The sequence below is a fragment of the Methylotenera versatilis 79 genome (assembly GCF_000384375.1).
Classification (GTDB): Bacteria; Pseudomonadota; Gammaproteobacteria; order Burkholderiales; family Methylophilaceae; genus Methylotenera_A; species Methylotenera_A versatilis_B.
The window spans coordinates 624,623-640,098 of sequence record NZ_ARVX01000001.1 but is presented as its reverse complement, the minus strand read 5'-3'; the positions used below and the strand labels follow the sequence as shown (position 1 = coordinate 640,098).

The following is a 15,476-nucleotide window of genomic DNA, read 5'->3' as shown; positions in this document are numbered from 1 at the left end:
GTTATTTAACAACAAGGTAATTCTGTGAAACTAGCAACGTGGAATGTCAACTCGCTGAATGTGCGTCTGCCGCACGTGTTGGATTGGTTGCGGGATAATCCTGTCGATGTGTTGTGTATTCAAGAAACCAAGCAAGAAGACAGCAAATTCCCCTATGCTGAATTAGCCGCTGCAGGTTATCAGTCTGTGCATGCGGGCCAAAAAACCTATAACGGTGTGGCGATTCTAAGTCGTCATGAAATGACCGATATTGAGCGCGGGATTTTCGATTTTGAGGATGCACAGCAGCGCGTGATTAGTGCGACGATTACTGATGTTTCTGGCAAGCACATTCGTGTTGTTTGTGTGTATATCGTCAATGGTCAGGCGGTGGATTCTGAGAAGTATATTTACAAAATGCGTTGGTTGGATGCATTAACCATTTGGCTTGCGGAAGAGCTGAAAAAATATCCTAATTTGGTATTGCTAGGCGATTACAACATTGCACCGGAAGACCGTGATTGTCATGATCCTGCTGCGTGGATAGGGCAGATATTGGTCAGCCCCAAAGAGCGAGAAGCGTTTCAGCGTATTATTAATTTAGGTCTACACGATAGTTTTAGATTATTTGAACAGGTCGAAAAAAGTTTTACTTGGTGGGATTACCGCATGATGGGTTTTAGACGCAATTTTGGCATGCGCATTGACCATATTTTGGTCAGCGATGCGCTTAAGCCGCTTTGCCAAACTTGCGTGATTGATAAAACACCGCGCAAACTAGAGCGTCCATCGGATCACACGCCTGTAGTTTTAACGCTGGGTTAAAAGTTGTTATCTAAATTAGCTTTAAATTTAGTACAGAAGCTAGTCTGCAAAATCTTTGCTAGATATTAGCTAGCCTTTGATTTTAATGCCCAACTGCTTAAGTTTGCGATACAAATGCGTGCGTTCCAAGCCAGAAATTTCGGCTAGTTTGCTCATATTGTTATTGATGAGTTTCATATGATATTGAAAGTAAAAACGTTCAAAATCATCGCGCGCTTCGCGTAAAGGTTGAACCAATTCGATTGGTAATGATGGCGAGTTAGTGGTTTGATTTATTTCGCTGGCAGTGAATTGCTCAAGTACGCGGTTTACGTCGCTCAGTGTGATTTTGTCGGTCAAACTACTTAACATAGCGTTTTGTACAACCGCTTCTAATTCAGCCAAATCGCCTGGCCATTCCGCATTTCTTAACGCATTTAATGCGGCAATATCAAAGCTTTTGTAATCCGCTCCAGAGGTTTCTACTAGCAAGCTTGCCATGGCGGTTGCTAAATCGGGAATATCTTCTTTATGGTCATTTAGCGCTGGTACTTTTAAGGTACTTTGCGATAAGGTTTGCATTAAGCTGTAATCAAATTGTGCGTTATCCGCCAATTGCGGCAAACTGAATGCACTGGCACATACAACACGCACTTGATACTTTTCTGCTTTGCTTAATAGCAATTGCAGGCCTTTTTGTTCGGTTTTATTCAGTGCGGCAACTTCATCCACGTACAAAACGCCATCGCGTGTTGATTCTAAAATCTCTAGAGGTGCACTGGCGAGCTTTTCATATTCTGTAAGGCTTAGCCAAGGCGTGCCGGCGGTGTGCAAAAAGCGCGCGCAGAGTTCTACGCTACCGCCTTTTTTGCCGATTAGTAGCAACGCATTTTTAGTGCGAGAAATTTGCTCTAAGCGTTGCTTTAATTCGTTAATCACCAAACTTTTACCAAAACTGGCTAAATTCATCTCCGTTTTTGGTAGATTTTCAGCATGTTTTAATGCCGCTAATACGGTTTTCAGTAATTTTTGTAACGCGATTGGTTTCTCTAAAAAATCAAAGGCGCCAATGCGTGTAGCTTCTACCGCCGTATCAATCGTGCCGTGGCCAGACATCATCACAACAGGCATCGTCAGTAATCCGGCGTTGCCCCATTCTTTCAGCAAGCTAATACCATCACAATCAGGCATCCAAATATCTAATAACACTAAATCTGGACGCTGTTTTAGGCGCGCATCTCTAGCTGCTTGGGCGTTTTCTGCCAGCGTAATATGATGACCTTCGTCCTCTAAAATATCTCTTAATAATTCGCGAATGCCTATTTCGTCATCCACCACCAAAATATGCCGTGATGTCATGCTTTGTTTTTCCTAACCAGTTTTTTACTGTTACTTTTGTTCATTTTACTCATATTTTTCTGGGCCTTACGTCTACTATTTTCTTTTAGCTTCATGAGTAATCGGCAAAAAAATTGTCACACAAGCGCCACCAGAAGTGTTGTTTTCAATTTTAATTTGGCCTGCATGTTCATCTACCATTTTTTTTACAATCGCCAAACCTAAGCCAGTGCCATGCGCTTTGGTGGTGACATACGGCTCATAAGCGTGTGAAATTAATGCTGCGGGAAAACCCTGTCCATTATCTCTGACCATCAGCTTAATCGTAGATTCATTAAAACTGGTTTGAACTAAAATTTCCGGATGACTAATAGGCTGATTTTCTTCAGTAGGCATAAGTGCATCTTGCGCGTTTTGCATTAAGTTATGTAACACTTGCCGTAACATCGTCGCGTCGCCTAAAATGTCCGGCATATTGGGCATTAAGTCATACGTCATTTTAACGCTGGAATGCTCATTTGTGGCCTCATCGCGCACATTTTCATACAACGTCGAAACATCTTTAATCAGCGCGTTGATGTTCAGCTTACTCAAGTTTGCCGAGGGCGCGCGCGCATATTCGCTAAACTCGTTCACCATGGTTTTCATGGCGCTCACTTGGTTAACAATTGTATCAGTGGCACGTTGTAGCATGCTGGCATCATCGGCATTTAATTTACTGCTCAGTTTGTGTTGCAGGCGCTCGGCAGACAATTGAATCGGCGTGAGCGGGTTTTTAATCTCATGCGCCAGCCTACGCGCAACTTCACCCCAAGCGGCATCGCGCTGAGCTTGCACCATCGTTGTTACATCATCAAACACCACCACAAAGCCGTTATCATTACTACCTGCACTAGTGTTATGTGGCAGACGAGTCGCACGGACTAAAAGCAATTGTTTGCCTTGCTGTTTGACGATTTCAATTTGGCGCGTCAGCTCAGTTTTAGCTAGCTCATCGGATTTAGTCAGCTCAAAATGCGATTTCACTAAGCTAATAAATTCTGCTAGAAAAAGATTACTTTCGCTAATTTTAGTAAATTGTTGATTTTCAAACGGTGCAAGATTTAAACCTAAAATCGTGCTGGCAGTCAGGTTAAAGGTACGCAGTTCACCTTGTTCATTGATCGCCAATACGCCAGATGACAGATGCGCCAGAATGGTGGCCAAATAGCTACGCGCGGCTTCCACACGCACACGGTTGCGCTCAGTCGCTTTGGTGGCGTCATCTAATTGGCGCGTCATACTATTGAATGACTTAACCAATACACCCAGCTCATCTTTGCCATGTTCTGGCAACATAGTGCTGTAATCGCCACTGGCAATGGCGCGCGTGCCTTCTGCTAATACCGTTAATGGCTGCGTGATACGGCGACTTAATACAAATGCAATCGCCAATGCGGATAACATCGCTAACATCAATACCAAAGTTAACGTTAACGCGAAAACATCTTTAAGCGAATTGCGGCTGTAAGACAATTCTTGATAATCGCGATACACTTCTTGCACGGCTTCAGCGGTATTAGACAGTGACTTTGGTACAGGCTGCAATAATTGCAAAATGCGCGTTTGGCCAGCTAACTCTTGTACATTAACTGGCGCTAATACCCGTAAATACAGGCCTTTGTTGGGTATGGGTTCGATTTTGCCATAGATGCGAGTTTGTGCTTGGCGTAACTGTGGAATGCTGGGTAATTCTGGCAAAAAACTACTCGGGTCACTGCTTGAAACTGAGATGATTCGGCCTTGCGGCGATAACAATGCAGCGTCCTGTATGCCTGATTTTTCGCGCAAATCATTCAGTAAACTATAGTGTGTACGCGATGGCTGAAACGCCAAAGTAAGCGCCATATTCTCAGCTTTTTCTTCTACATCTTGCAACATGATATCTAACGCGCGCTGGCCTAAACTTAAGCCACCATCTAACGCAGACTCCACTTTAACGTTAAACCAGGATTCAATAGAACGCGTCAGAAAGTTAACACTCACCAAATATACGATTAAGCCAGGGATAATCGCCATCAAAGCAAATGTGCCTAAAAGGCGCAGGGTTAAGCGGCTACCCATCACGCCACTTCTGATTTTTTTGTACAAATGCCACAGTTGGATGACAATAAGCACGATTAAAACGCCGGCCAATGCGACGTTAAGGTAGAGCAGGATTTTGTAGTAATCATTAGAAACCGTCGTATTGGCGCTGGCTAATGAAAGTAAATACAGCAGTACGATGCCTAGCGCTACACTTACAAATACAATATATCTCATCAGCTAATCTGCAATATCTTATTTGAGCTCTTTACCACTCGACTCTTTAAAGTTGTACTGGTCTTTAAAATTCAGGTCTTTAGAATTCAAATCGTTAAGATTGATATCTTTAGTATTTGAATCTCTATTATTTGGCTCTTTAGTATTTAAATCTTTATTGCTCAAGTCTTTGTTATTTAAGTCTTTATTGTATAAATCTTTAATGTTAAAGTCCTTGCTGTTCGGTTCTTTAATATTTTGCTCTTTAAAACTCGGCTCCTTAATAATCTGCTCTTTATTATTTAAGTCCTTCAAAGGCCATTCATATTTTTGGGAAGTTAAATTCCATTTATCCGAGCCGATCGCATCTACTTGAATCGCTTTTGGCAGTTTGGATTGATCTAAACGTATCAGCAAAGCCGCCTTATAAGTCTCACCTTTTTCAATCAGCGATTTATCCAATACCTTCCAATTACTGATTTCCAGCAACGCATCTTTGGCTTCATACAGCGTTTCGAACGACTTTTGATGCATGCCGTGATTCACCAAATATTGCCGACTTAAAGCGTGATAGCTCAAACTAACACCATTGCTAGCCGTCACGATTTCATCATCAAACCAATATTTCCAAGGCTTAACCACTTGGAACTCGATTAAAAAATGCAGCGCGACACCTTTATTTACTGCCTCTTCAATCGCGTCATCAAAATCAATATCCACATCGGCATTCAGCGCGTAAAAATTATCTAAAGGATGTAATTCAGCTTGATTAATGATAATGCTGCTGGCGGCAAACGCTTGCGACGTGCTATTCAACAATAAAAAAACAATACTTAACCGTACAAAATGACCAAGTTTTTTGAAGTTATGTTTTTTGAAGAAGTGCGTAAAAAAGACCATCATGTTGACGGTTAGGAATAAGTTGGCCGTGCTCAAGCTGAATGTTTTGATGATTTTCATTAGTCAGCGTTAAAGGCAATTGAGTTGCATCATGATTTTTCAGTAAAAAATGGTCAATTTGTTGTTGATTTTCTTCATTAAAAATCGAACAGGTCACATAAAGTAATTTACCGCCTTTTGCTAATAATTGCCACAAATTAGCCAAAATTAGCGATTGTTGTTGCGTAAATGTCACAATATCGCGCTCTCTGCGCAACCATTTTATATCCACATGGCGCCGCACAATGCCAGAAGCAGTACAAGGGACATCGGCCACAATACGCTCAAAAGGCTGGTTAGCTTGCCATATGGCGGCATCGCCCAGTTGCAAATCGGCATCTAGATTCAGTCGGTTTAAATTGCTTTCTACCCGATTCAAACGGCTGGCATCGTTATCTAGCGCGGTTAACTTAACATCAGTTAACTCTAAAATATGACCAGTTTTCCCACCCGGCGCACAACACGCATCCAGTACAGTCATGCCAGCTTTTAAATCCAATAAACCTGCCGCCAGCTGCGCGCCATAATCTTGCACAGAAACAACACCATCTGCAAAACCCGGTATTTTTTCAACGGGAATCGGCTGCTCTAAAATGACCGCATATTCGCCCACTTGGCTGGCTGCAATATCTTGTCGCGCCAATAATTGCACATATTCTTTCGCACTGGTCTTTTGCGCATTTACGCGCAAAGTCATGGGCGGATGCGTATTTCCAGTCGTTAAAATACTTTGCCAAGTTTGTGGATATTGAATTTTGAGCTTGTTAATCCACCAGCTTTGATAAGAATAAATCGCGACTTCATTTGTTTTTGTATCGGCCTGAATCTGCTGACTTAACACTAATTTTTGACGTAAAAAATTACGCAAAACACCATTAACTAAACTTTTTGACCAACGCGGTTTTGCATAACTCGCTGCTTCAACGGCTTGATTCACCACTGTAAAATCATCGGCTTTATCATGTAATAACTGATAAATCGCCACCAATAATAGCGCGGTAATATGTTCATTACTCAATGGTTTTTCAAGCAATTTAACCAAGTAAGCATTTACTTCACCATAAAATCGGAGCGTGCCATAACTTAAATCTGCCGCAGCACCGCGCTGTTGCGGTGTTGAATTTGGATAACTAGAAAGCGCATCTGGCAACGCCAACGTAAGATTGCGGCCAGATAACACTTGTGACACTGCAATGGCAGCGATTTGTTGGGAGATATACAAAATAACTTTCTAAAAAGTAGCACCTAAAAACTAGCGCTAAGATTGCGCTTATAAGCGGATTAAAATAAAGCTTGAATATAACGTAAGGCAGCTTTAGCTTTAAACACAACGCGCCAATACATATTGGTAAATGGCGTATCAGCTAAAATCACTTGTTTTTCAAATGGCTGAGTGACGCGCCAAACACAACGTAAACCTGGTGCAAAAGTGGCAAAATCACCTTGCTGAATCAGCACGCTATCGGTTGAACCATCTGGCGTGACATAGACTTCGCCTTTGGTCACATAAATTGTTTCCGACTCAGGAAACTGCCACAAAAATGTAGATGGCTCTTTCTTCCAAGTAGCCCATTTATCTACATTTAACTTAGCTAACTCGTCTGCAGGCAAGTGGTGGCGCACATAAATACTGTCTTTAGGCGCATTCTGATTCACTAAAAAAGTGAATAGCGCAGATAATAATAGAAAAATTACAATCAAACTGCGGGTTAACTTATTCACAATTACTCTGCCTTAAAGATTGATAAAAAGTTATAAACCTTTAAGCAGTATAAAACAAGGTTTTAGTTGATTGCTATCAAATCGAGCCATTATTAAATGGCTTTTGTGCCTAATGTGAATAGTAATATTAGCGTTAAATCGCCATTGCCATCAATCTGCGCACGCGCTCTTCAGTCTTAGGGTGCGTGCTGAATAAGCTGTCGAACGAAACGCCTGAAAGTGGGTTGATAATCATCATTTGCCCAGTTTCAGGATGCGCTTCTGCGGTTTCGTTAGGGATTTGATGTGCGTAATTATGAATTTTTTCTAACGCGCTGGCTAAGGCTTTTGGGTCTTTGCTGATTTGCGCGCCCATTCTGTCGGCTTCAAATTCGCGACCGCGTGAAATGGCCATTTGAATTAAGCTGGCAGCTAGTGGCGCCAAGAACATCATTAAAATGCCGATAATCGGACTGCCGCGTTCACCATCTCTATGACCGCCGCCGAAAAACATGCCGAATTGCGCGATAGACGCGATTGCACCCGCCATAGTGGCCGATATAGTTGAAATAAGCGTATCGCGGTGTTTGATGTGCGCTAATTCATGTGCCATCACGCCACGCAATTCGCGCTCATTTAACGTTTGCATAATACCGACAGTTGCCGCTACCGCTGCATTTTCTGGGTTGCGACCTGTAGCAAACGCGTTGGGTTGGCTCTCGTTCATCACATACACTTTTGGCATTGGCAATTCAGCATTTTGTGCTAATTCTTTCACCATGTTGTAGTAATTGCGAAATTGTCCATCGCCATAATTGTTGTCTGGTGAGACTTCTTGCGCACCATACATTTTAAGCACGGCTTTGTCCGAAAACCAATAGGCGTAAATGTTCATGCCTGCAGCAAATAAAAGCGCGATTAACATGCCTGTACCACCGCCAACTGCCGCGCCCACTGTACCAAACAGCGCAACGATGGCTGCCATTAAAATAGAAGTCTTTAACCAATTGCCAAACATATGAATCTCCTAACGATTACAAATGTGTTTAAATATTTTTTTGCTGAATTATTATGGTTAATATGCTGCCAAATCACCTAAAATTCAAGGTTGTTTGCATGCAAGCGGCTATATCAGTCTGGCTAGAAAACTTATCTCTTCAATTGAATAGTTAACTAACATTTAATAAGTATAAAGTTAATTAACTAAAAGAGTATTAACCAAAAAAATCGCCGACTTTTAAATGCTGACCTTGCGCAAATTGCTGCGCTGTCTGGCGTTTTGCGCCTGGCATTTGTAGCTCAGTAATCTGCAAAATGCCATCACCACAAACAATATTAATGCCGTTTTCTAGACCAACTATTTCGCCAATGTTCTTTTTATCAAGCTTACTGGTTTGATTGTTGTCACTTGCAGTCGCTTTTGCAAACCAGATGCGACAAGTTTCACCTTTAAATTGTGCGGTAGCGACAGGAAAAGGATTAAATCCGCGTACTTGGCGCGATATTTCAATCGCACTTTTCTGCCAATCAATCGCCGCTTCGGATTTTTCTAGTTTGTGCGCGTAGGTGACTAAACTTTCGTCTTGCACTTCGCTAGTTAACCCACCATTTTTACTCAAATCTTGCATGGCTTGCACCATTAAGTCCGCGCCGATGATGGCGAGTTTGTCATGCAAACTTTGAGTCGTGTCGTCATCAGTTATCGGCACAATGCCTTTACTTACCATCGCACCTGCATCTAAAGCGGGTACAACCTCCATAATGGTGACGCCAGTTTCTGTATCGCCAGCCAATAAAGCGCGATGAATAGGCGCAGCACCGCGCCAGCGTGGCAATATTGAGGCGTGAATATTGTAACAACCAAATTTGGGCATATTCAACACGGTTGTTGGAATAATCAAGCCGTAAGCGGCGACTATCATCACGTCAGCATTACATTGCGCAATTTGTGCTTGCACTTCTGCAGGTTTGAGAGAGTTGGGTTGAAAAACAGCTAGATGATGTTGTAACGCTAATTGCTTTACTGGGCTGGCTTTCAGTTGCATGCCACGTCCGGCGGGTCGGTCTGGTTGTGTGAGCACCATGACGATTTGATGGCCAGCTTCAATCAAAGCGGCAAGTGCGGGTACTGCGAAATCAGGCGTACCTGCAAAAATAATGTTCATAAATTTTAAAGTTTTTTAAATAAGCTGAAAATAAACGTTAACGATCGCGCTGCAATTTAACCATTTTGGTCTTAATGCGATTGCGCTTAAGCGGCGACAGATATTCAACAAATACCTTGCCTAATAAGTGATCCATTTCATGTTGAATGCATACGCTCAACAAGCCTTCAGCCTGCAATTTAAAACGTTTTCCTTGCGCATCTAATGCTTCAACCGTGATCTTTTCTGCACGCGTCACGCTCTCATACACGCCAGGCACAGATAAACAGCCTTCTTCATAATCTTGCAAACCACTTTTTGCCACAATTTTAGGGTTAATAAACACTTGCAGCTTGTTTTGCTCTTTGCTGGTATCAATCACAATCAATTGAATGTGCTGATCCACTTGAGTCGCTGCTAATCCTACGCCTGGCGCGTTGTACATGGTGGCTGCCATATCGTCAATCAATTGGCGAATTTCAGCATTCACCTCTTTGATGGGTTTTGCCACTGTATGCAAGCGTGGGTCTGGGTAATTGAGTATATTCAGTAGTGCCATAATCGTTAAATGTTAAAAGTGTTGCCTTATATCAACAACTGCTTTTGTAAAAAGTTTCATTTTTGCAAAAAAGCTTGATTGTTGAATGAATTACGTGATAAATTTAATGCAATTTCGCGGATGCAATTTCCAATTTTTACCCGCTATCTTGACCGAGGTCATGCAATGAATAAACGCATTATAACGCTGCTTGTGCTTGCTTGCTTAAGCTCGAATGTAAATGCTGATGAAATTCAGCTACAAAAAAACCATCCAGAACGCCATGTGGTGGTAAAAGGCGACACATTGTGGGGTATTTCAGGTCAATTCTTAAAAGATCCTTGGCAATGGCCAAAAGTTTGGCGCATGAATCGCGAACAGATCAAAAATCCGCATTTAATCTATCCAGGCGATGTCGTGGTATTAGATACAAGCAGCGGTTCGCCTCAACTTAAACTGTTACGCGAAACAGTCACCTTGCAACCCGGTATTCGTGAAGAAGCTTTAGAAAAAGAAGCTATTTTAACGATTGCTCCAAAAGTGATTGGGCCATTTTTAAATCAACCTTTACTAATTGAAAATGGGGCATTAGACACCGCGCCACGTATTATTGCTGGCCAAGATAATCGTGTGGTTTTAAGCCCTGGTACGCGCATTTATATCAACGATATTAAAGACGGTGAAAGTGTACATTGGAATATTTATCGTCCAGGTGAGCTGTTAAGAGACCCAGATAGCAACGAAGTGTTAGGTACGGAAGCGATTTATTTAGGCGATGCCGACATTGCGCGTTTTGGTGAGCCAGCAACGGCCGATATCATCCGTGCTAAAGAAGAGATTTTTGCTAAAGATAGGCTGGTTGTTTCGCCCGAAGAATTTAAAGGTAGTTTTGTACCACATGCACCAGATTCACAAATTTCAGGGCGCATTGTGCGAATTTACAGAGGCGTAGCAGAAGCTGGACCTAACACTGTGATTGCGATTAGTCGTGGTAAAAAAGATGGTTTAGAAGAAGGCCATGTTTTGGCCATCAGTCGTTACGGGCGCACTGTGAAAGATTCAGAATATAAAGAGTTGGATGCTAAAAAGGTGTCTTCTGATGGCAAGCCAGCTTTAGCGCCGGGTGAGGTTAAATTGCCTGATGAGCGGGTCGGTTTAATGATGGTTTTTAGAACATTTGATCGCGTATCTTACGGTTTAATCATGAACTCAACAGACGCGGTTTACACAGCAGACTCTGTCCATACGCCATAAGAGTACTGACATAGTTAAGTCATGTTAACCAAAGCCAACATGCAAGAAAATGATGTTGCACTTTGGGTTTCTCTCAATTTCATTGCTGGCCTAGGTAGTGCGGGTATCTGTCAGTTATTGGCAAGGTTTGGCTCGCCCGAAGCAATTTTCAGCGCTAAAAGTCATCAGTTACGCGAAGTGGTTGATGACAGCGTTGCGCAAAAAATCTCAAATGGTATCAATGTCGAACTAATTCAATCCACACTTGATTGGCTACAAAGAGACAATGCGCACATTGTTACGTTGGCGGATGACACTTACCCTCAACGTTTATTAGAAATCAGCAATCCGCCCGCATTATTGTATGCAATTGGTGATTTGCATTGGCTGAATCATCCCTCTATTGCGATAGTCGGTAGCCGAAGCAGCACGCCGCAAGGTGAAAAAAATGCCGAAGATTTTGCCGCCAGCTTGTGCAATTATGGTCTATGCGTGGTGAGTGGTATGGCGTTAGGTATTGATGCTGCAGCACATCGTGGCGCATTGAAAGCAAATGGTGCAACGATTGCGGTAGTCGGCACTGGTTTAGATATCGTGTATCCCGCTAGACATCGTGATTTGGCACATAAGATTGCAGAACGTGGCTTGATTCTATCTGAGTTTCCATTAGGCACGCCGTCAAAAGCGCAAAACTTTCCCCGTCGCAATCGAATTATCAGTGGCTTGAGTTTAGGCTGTTTGGTGGTAGAGGCAAATGTGGAGAGTGGCTCTTTAATTACTGCGCGCATGGCAGTAGAGCAAGGGCGTGAGGTTTTTGCCATTCCAGGTTCAATTCATTCGCCTGTGGCAAAAGGGTGCCATCAATTGATTAAGAATGGCGCTAAGTTAGTTGAAAGCACCGAAGATATTGTAGAAGAACTAAAAAATTTGTTACCGAGCATTAGCCCGTTGGGGCTAATGGGCGAATCAAGCCAAAATTCATCAGAACCCAATGCTGTATTGGCTTGCATGGGTTTTGACGCGATTAATTTCGAAACAATTCTAACGGCCTCTGGATTGACTACAGAAGCGCTTTCCGCCATGCTTATGGTGATGGAGCTAGAAGGCAAAATAACGACCTTGAGCGGCGGCAAATATCAACGGTTAGTGTAGTGAGTGCCAGCAATAAATAGTCCAAATTGATAGCCAGGAGATGCTATGTTTGAAGTGTTAGTGTTCATGTTTGAAAATTATTTTTCGCATCATGCAACATTAGATAGTGATGTGATGGAGCAGGAGCTTTCAGCTGCTGGATTTGACTCGTCTGATATTACAGGCGCGTTTGATTGGTATGCGGAAATGAAATCAAGGTTAACCGAGCCTGCGCTGCATTACTCACATAAACACTCAGGTATTCGCGTATTTTCGGATACGGAATTAAAGAAGATTAATACTGAAGGCATCGGCTTTATCTTGTTTTTACAGCAAGCCAATGTCATTAACGATATGGAACGCGATTTGATTATTGATCGTGCGATGGCGCTTAAACAACAAGTGATTACGGTTGAAGAGATGCGTTGGATTTCAATGATTGCTCTGTGGAATGAAGGCCGCGAAAAAGATTATCTGTTTGTAGAAGATGCTTTGTTTAACCCGCGTGGATTGGCTATTCATTGATTGATTAGATTTTAAACCTAGTACTTAACGTATTAAAATTTATAAAAATGGGCAAGTTGAATAACTTAAATATTCAACTTGCCCATTTTTTTAGCTAAATCAATCTGTTTTTCTAGTTTTTACTGTTTAAATTATCAATAATTTTAGAAATGACACCCGCTTGATTCAACGTGTAAAAGTGTAAGCTCGGTACGCCCCAGCTCAGTAACGTTTCACATAGTTCGCTCACCACATCAATACCCAACGCCCGTAAAGACGGCATATCATCTGCATAAGCTTCTAAACGCAAACGTAGCCAACGTGGGATTTCCGCGCCACAAACGCCAGAGAATCGAGCCAATTGTGTGTAGTTATAAATTGGCATAATGCCTGGCACAATCGGTATGGTGATGCTGTCCGAGTCACAACTTTCGACAAATCTAAAATAAGCATCTGCATTGTAAAAATATTGCGTGATGGCAGAATCAGCGCCAGCGTCTACTTTACGTTTAAAGTTAGCCATGTCTTTCGCGGCAGATAACGCTTCTGGGTGAAACTCTGGGTAAGCAGCAACTTCCAAATGAAACCAATCACCAGTTTCTTGGCGGATAAAATTCACCAGTTCATTCGCATATTTAAAATCACCCACACTCACTTCGCCCGATGGCACGTCTCCGCGCAGGGTAACTAAACGTTTGATGCCTTTAGCTTGGTAAGCTGAGAGTAATGCGCGAATCTCATCTTTGCTGGAAGAAATACAAGAAATATGCGGCGCCGCTTGGTAGCCATCTGCTTGAATCTCAAATACGGTTTCTTTAGTACGATCAGTAGTAGAACCGCCTGCACCAAAGGTTACTGAGAAGAATTCAGGATTGAATTTGGCTAGTTGTGTGCGTGTTTCGCGTAAATTGGCGATGCCTTCCGCCGTTTTTGGCGGAAAAAACTCAAAACTTAATGGAATATTTTGCTTCATTTTTTGCGTTAACTTTTTTGTTTTTAGATTTTCTATGTTGTTCGGGTTGCTTATTAATGAGCCTATTTTTTGTCAGTCACAATTGCGCTTAAAATCCACGAAATAATACTGTAAACAATCGCGCCAATAATGCCAGCAGTAATTGTCTTTACATCAAAACCTTGTAAAAAATAACCTGCCAGCCAAAACATTAAGCCATTGATCACAAAGATAAATAAACCTAATGTCAAAATAGTCACAGGTAATGTCAGTATCAATAAAATAGGTTTGATCAGTATATTGGCTAAGCCGATTACCGCTGCCGCGATTAAGGCATAGGTAAAGCTAGACACATGAATACCCGGTACAAAGTATGCAACAGCCAATAATGCCAAAGCATTTAGCAACCATCCGATGAGTAGTTTCATGTGTCTGCTTCCTTTTTCTTTAATTAAATAATTTTAAAACTTAATAACGATAAGTATCAGGCTTAAAAGGACCATCTTGCGAAACGCCAATATAAGCCGCTTGCGTTTCAGATAATCTTGTCAATTGTGCATTTAATTTTCTCAATTGCAACACAGCGACTTTTTCATCTAAATGTTTTGGTAATACATAAACACCGACTGGATAATCCGCTTGGCGCGTAAATAACTCGATTTGCGCAATCGTTTGATTGGCAAAGCTTGAGCTCATCACGTAGCTTGGATGGCCTGTACCGCAACCTAAATTTACCAAACGACCTTGTGCCAACAGAATGATTTTTTTACCATTAGGGAAAATCACATGATCCACTTGTGGCTTGATTTCATCCCACTCATATTTTTCAAGTGAAGCAACGTCAATTTCATTGTCGAAGTGACCAATATTACACACAATTGCTTGATCTTTCATTTTTGCCATGTGGTCATGCGTAATCACGTGGTAATTGCCTGTTGCAGTCACAAAAATATCACCATGCTCACAAGCATAATCCATTGTAACGACACGGTAACCTTCCATTGCTGCTTGTAACGCACAGATTGGATCAACTTCTGTCACCCAAACTTGGGCAGATAATGCACGCAATGCTTGTGCAGAACCTTTACCCACATCTCCGTAACCAGCAACAACAGCTACTTTGCCTGCAATCATCACATCTGTTGCGCGTTTGATCGCATCGACTAATGATTCGCGGCAACCATATAAGTTATCGAATTTTGATTTAGTCACTGAATCGTTTACGTTGATTGCTGGGAAAGCCAATTTGCCTTCTTTATGCATTTGATACAAGCGGTGCACGCCAGTGGTGGTTTCTTCAGTTACGCCAATAATTTGCGCTAAACGTGTTGAATACCAAGTTGGGTCTGTTTTTAGTTTTGCTTTAATGGCATCGAATAAACAGATTTCTTCTTCGCTAGTCGGTTTAGAAACAACGGATAAATCTTTTTCAGCGCGCGTACCAAGATGTAGCAATAATGTCGCATCGCCGCCGTCATCTAAAATCATGTTTGAATAGCCGCCATCAGTCCATTCAAAAATGCGATGCGTGTAATCCCAATATTCGGTCAATGTTTCGCCTTTTACCGCGAAAACCGGTGTGCCGCCAGCAGCAATCGCAGCCGCAGCATGGTCTTGTGTAGAGTAGATATTACATGATGCCCAACGTACTTCTGCGCCCAAATCTTTAAGCGTTTCAATCAGTACAGCAGTTTGAATGGTCATGTGTAACGAGCCAGTGATGCGCGCGCCTTTAAGTGGTTGTGCAATTGCGTACTCTTCGCGAATAGCCATTAAACCTGGCATTTCTGTTTCAGCAATAGCGATTTCTTTACGACCGAATGTTGCTAAATTAATATCAGCAATCACATAGTCTTTGACATCAGTCACAGTGTTCATTTTCAATTCCTTGAAGTGTGACCAGACTGGGGATATTGAGAGCAAACCGGATTAA

15 protein-coding genes are annotated in these 15,476 nt (G+C 42.1%); 4 read left to right on the top strand and 11 right to left on the bottom strand.

Annotation, left to right across the window (positions count from 1 at the left end; translation table 11 throughout):
- The first annotated feature begins 24 nt into the window (after positions 1 to 24).
- The gene (gene xth / locus METVE_RS0103335; protein WP_020167034.1) at positions 25 to 804 is read left to right on the top strand and encodes an exodeoxyribonuclease III; all 780 of its coding nucleotides are present in this window, start codon (positions 25 to 27) and stop codon (positions 802 to 804) included.
- A gap of 69 nt (positions 805 to 873) precedes the next feature.
- Here xth and METVE_RS0103330 read toward each other — a convergent pair whose 3' ends face one another.
- From METVE_RS0103330 to def, 8 genes are all read right to left on the bottom strand, one after another.
- A complete protein-coding gene (locus METVE_RS0103330; RefSeq protein ID WP_020167033.1) occupies positions 874 to 2,142 on the bottom strand; it encodes a sigma-54-dependent transcriptional regulator in 1,269 nt (422 codons plus the stop codon).
- Positions 2,143 to 2,217: 75 nt separating this feature from the next.
- Positions 2,218 to 4,422, bottom strand: coding sequence for a sensor histidine kinase (locus METVE_RS0103320; RefSeq protein ID WP_020167031.1), 2,205 nt, complete (start codon positions 4,420 to 4,422; stop codon positions 2,218 to 2,220).
- Positions 4,423 to 4,440: 18 nt separating this feature from the next.
- Entirely contained in the window at positions 4,441 to 5,220 is a 780-nt protein-coding gene (locus tag METVE_RS0103315) for a DUF4390 domain-containing protein (protein WP_232415371.1), read from the bottom strand.
- A gap of 46 nt (positions 5,221 to 5,266) precedes the next feature.
- Positions 5,267 to 6,562, bottom strand: coding sequence for a 16S rRNA (cytosine(967)-C(5))-methyltransferase RsmB (gene rsmB, locus METVE_RS0103310; protein WP_020167029.1), 1,296 nt, complete (start codon positions 6,560 to 6,562; stop codon positions 5,267 to 5,269).
- A 59-nt stretch (positions 6,563 to 6,621) separates the two neighbouring features.
- The gene (locus METVE_RS0103305) at positions 6,622 to 7,062 is read right to left on the bottom strand and encodes a cupin domain-containing protein (RefSeq protein WP_020167028.1); all 441 of its coding nucleotides are present in this window, start codon (positions 7,060 to 7,062) and stop codon (positions 6,622 to 6,624) included.
- Between the two features lie 133 nt (positions 7,063 to 7,195).
- Complete coding sequence (htpX, locus tag METVE_RS0103300; RefSeq protein WP_020167027.1) at positions 7,196 to 8,059, bottom strand: zinc metalloprotease HtpX; 864 nt, start codon at positions 8,057 to 8,059, stop codon at positions 7,196 to 7,198.
- A gap of 196 nt (positions 8,060 to 8,255) precedes the next feature.
- Positions 8,256 to 9,206 carry a methionyl-tRNA formyltransferase gene (gene fmt, locus METVE_RS0103295; protein ID WP_020167026.1) on the bottom strand — a complete coding sequence of 317 codons (951 nt, stop codon included), beginning with the start codon at positions 9,204 to 9,206 and terminating at the stop codon, positions 8,256 to 8,258.
- Positions 9,207 to 9,243: 37 nt separating this feature from the next.
- On the bottom strand, positions 9,244 to 9,744 hold the full coding sequence (gene def, locus METVE_RS0103290) for a peptide deformylase (protein WP_020167025.1): 501 nt from the start codon (positions 9,742 to 9,744) through the stop codon (positions 9,244 to 9,246).
- Between the two features lie 165 nt (positions 9,745 to 9,909).
- Here def and METVE_RS0103285 point away from each other — a divergent pair, with 165 nt between their 5' ends.
- Genes METVE_RS0103285 through METVE_RS0103275 form a run of 3 tightly spaced genes read left to right on the top strand, consistent with a single transcriptional unit; the run spans position 9,910 to position 12,612 of the window.
- A complete protein-coding gene (locus tag METVE_RS0103285; protein ID WP_026361987.1) occupies positions 9,910 to 10,977 on the top strand; it encodes a LysM peptidoglycan-binding domain-containing protein in 1,068 nt (355 codons plus the stop codon).
- A gap of 21 nt (positions 10,978 to 10,998) precedes the next feature.
- A complete protein-coding gene (gene dprA / locus METVE_RS0103280) occupies positions 10,999 to 12,108 on the top strand; it encodes a DNA-processing protein DprA (RefSeq protein ID WP_020167023.1) in 1,110 nt (369 codons plus the stop codon).
- 45 nt (positions 12,109 to 12,153) lie between these two features.
- Positions 12,154 to 12,612 carry a DUF494 family protein gene (locus METVE_RS0103275; protein ID WP_020167022.1) on the top strand — a complete coding sequence of 153 codons (459 nt, stop codon included), beginning with the start codon at positions 12,154 to 12,156 and terminating at the stop codon, positions 12,610 to 12,612.
- A 112-nt stretch (positions 12,613 to 12,724) separates the two neighbouring features.
- Here the strand turns inward: METVE_RS0103275 and metF are convergent, their stop codons facing one another.
- From metF to ahcY, 3 genes are all read right to left on the bottom strand, one after another.
- On the bottom strand, positions 12,725 to 13,564 hold the full coding sequence (gene metF, locus METVE_RS0103270) for a methylenetetrahydrofolate reductase [NAD(P)H] (protein ID WP_020167021.1): 840 nt from the start codon (positions 13,562 to 13,564) through the stop codon (positions 12,725 to 12,727).
- Between the two features lie 62 nt (positions 13,565 to 13,626).
- Positions 13,627 to 13,971 (bottom strand): phage holin family protein, encoded by a 345-nt coding sequence (locus METVE_RS0103265; protein ID WP_020167020.1) that lies wholly within the window; start codon positions 13,969 to 13,971, stop codon positions 13,627 to 13,629.
- A 40-nt stretch (positions 13,972 to 14,011) separates the two neighbouring features.
- Entirely contained in the window at positions 14,012 to 15,421 is a 1,410-nt protein-coding gene (gene ahcY / locus METVE_RS0103260) for an adenosylhomocysteinase (protein ID WP_020167019.1), read from the bottom strand.
- Positions 15,422 to 15,476: the final 55 nt, after the last annotated feature.

Bases quoted from the DNA above. Each gene is read 5' to 3' on its own strand.
- METVE_RS0103275 (WP_020167022.1), top strand. From the start codon at position 12,154: ATGTTTGAAGTGTTAGTGTTCATGTTTGAAAATTATTTTTCGCATCAT.
- htpX (WP_020167027.1), bottom strand. From the start codon at position 8,059: ATGTTTGGCAATTGGTTAAAGACTTCTATTTTAATGGCAGCCATCGTT.
- METVE_RS0103330 (WP_020167033.1), bottom strand. From the start codon at position 2,142: ATGACATCACGGCATATTTTGGTGGTGGATGACGAAATAGGCATTCGC.
- metF (WP_020167021.1), bottom strand. From the start codon at position 13,564: ATGAAGCAAAATATTCCATTAAGTTTTGAGTTTTTTCCGCCAAAAACG.
- dprA (WP_020167023.1), top strand. From the start codon at position 10,999: ATGTTAACCAAAGCCAACATGCAAGAAAATGATGTTGCACTTTGGGTT.
- ahcY (WP_020167019.1), bottom strand. From the start codon at position 15,421: ATGAACACTGTGACTGATGTCAAAGACTATGTGATTGCTGATATTAAT.
- def (WP_020167025.1), bottom strand. From the start codon at position 9,744: ATGGCACTACTGAATATACTCAATTACCCAGACCCACGCTTGCATACA.
- METVE_RS0103320 (WP_020167031.1), bottom strand. From the start codon at position 4,422: ATGAGATATATTGTATTTGTAAGTGTAGCGCTAGGCATCGTACTGCTG.
- fmt (WP_020167026.1), bottom strand. From the start codon at position 9,206: ATGAACATTATTTTTGCAGGTACGCCTGATTTCGCAGTACCCGCACTT.
- METVE_RS0103265 (WP_020167020.1), bottom strand. From the start codon at position 13,971: ATGAAACTACTCATCGGATGGTTGCTAAATGCTTTGGCATTATTGGCT.
- METVE_RS0103285 (WP_026361987.1), top strand. From the start codon at position 9,910: ATGAATAAACGCATTATAACGCTGCTTGTGCTTGCTTGCTTAAGCTCG.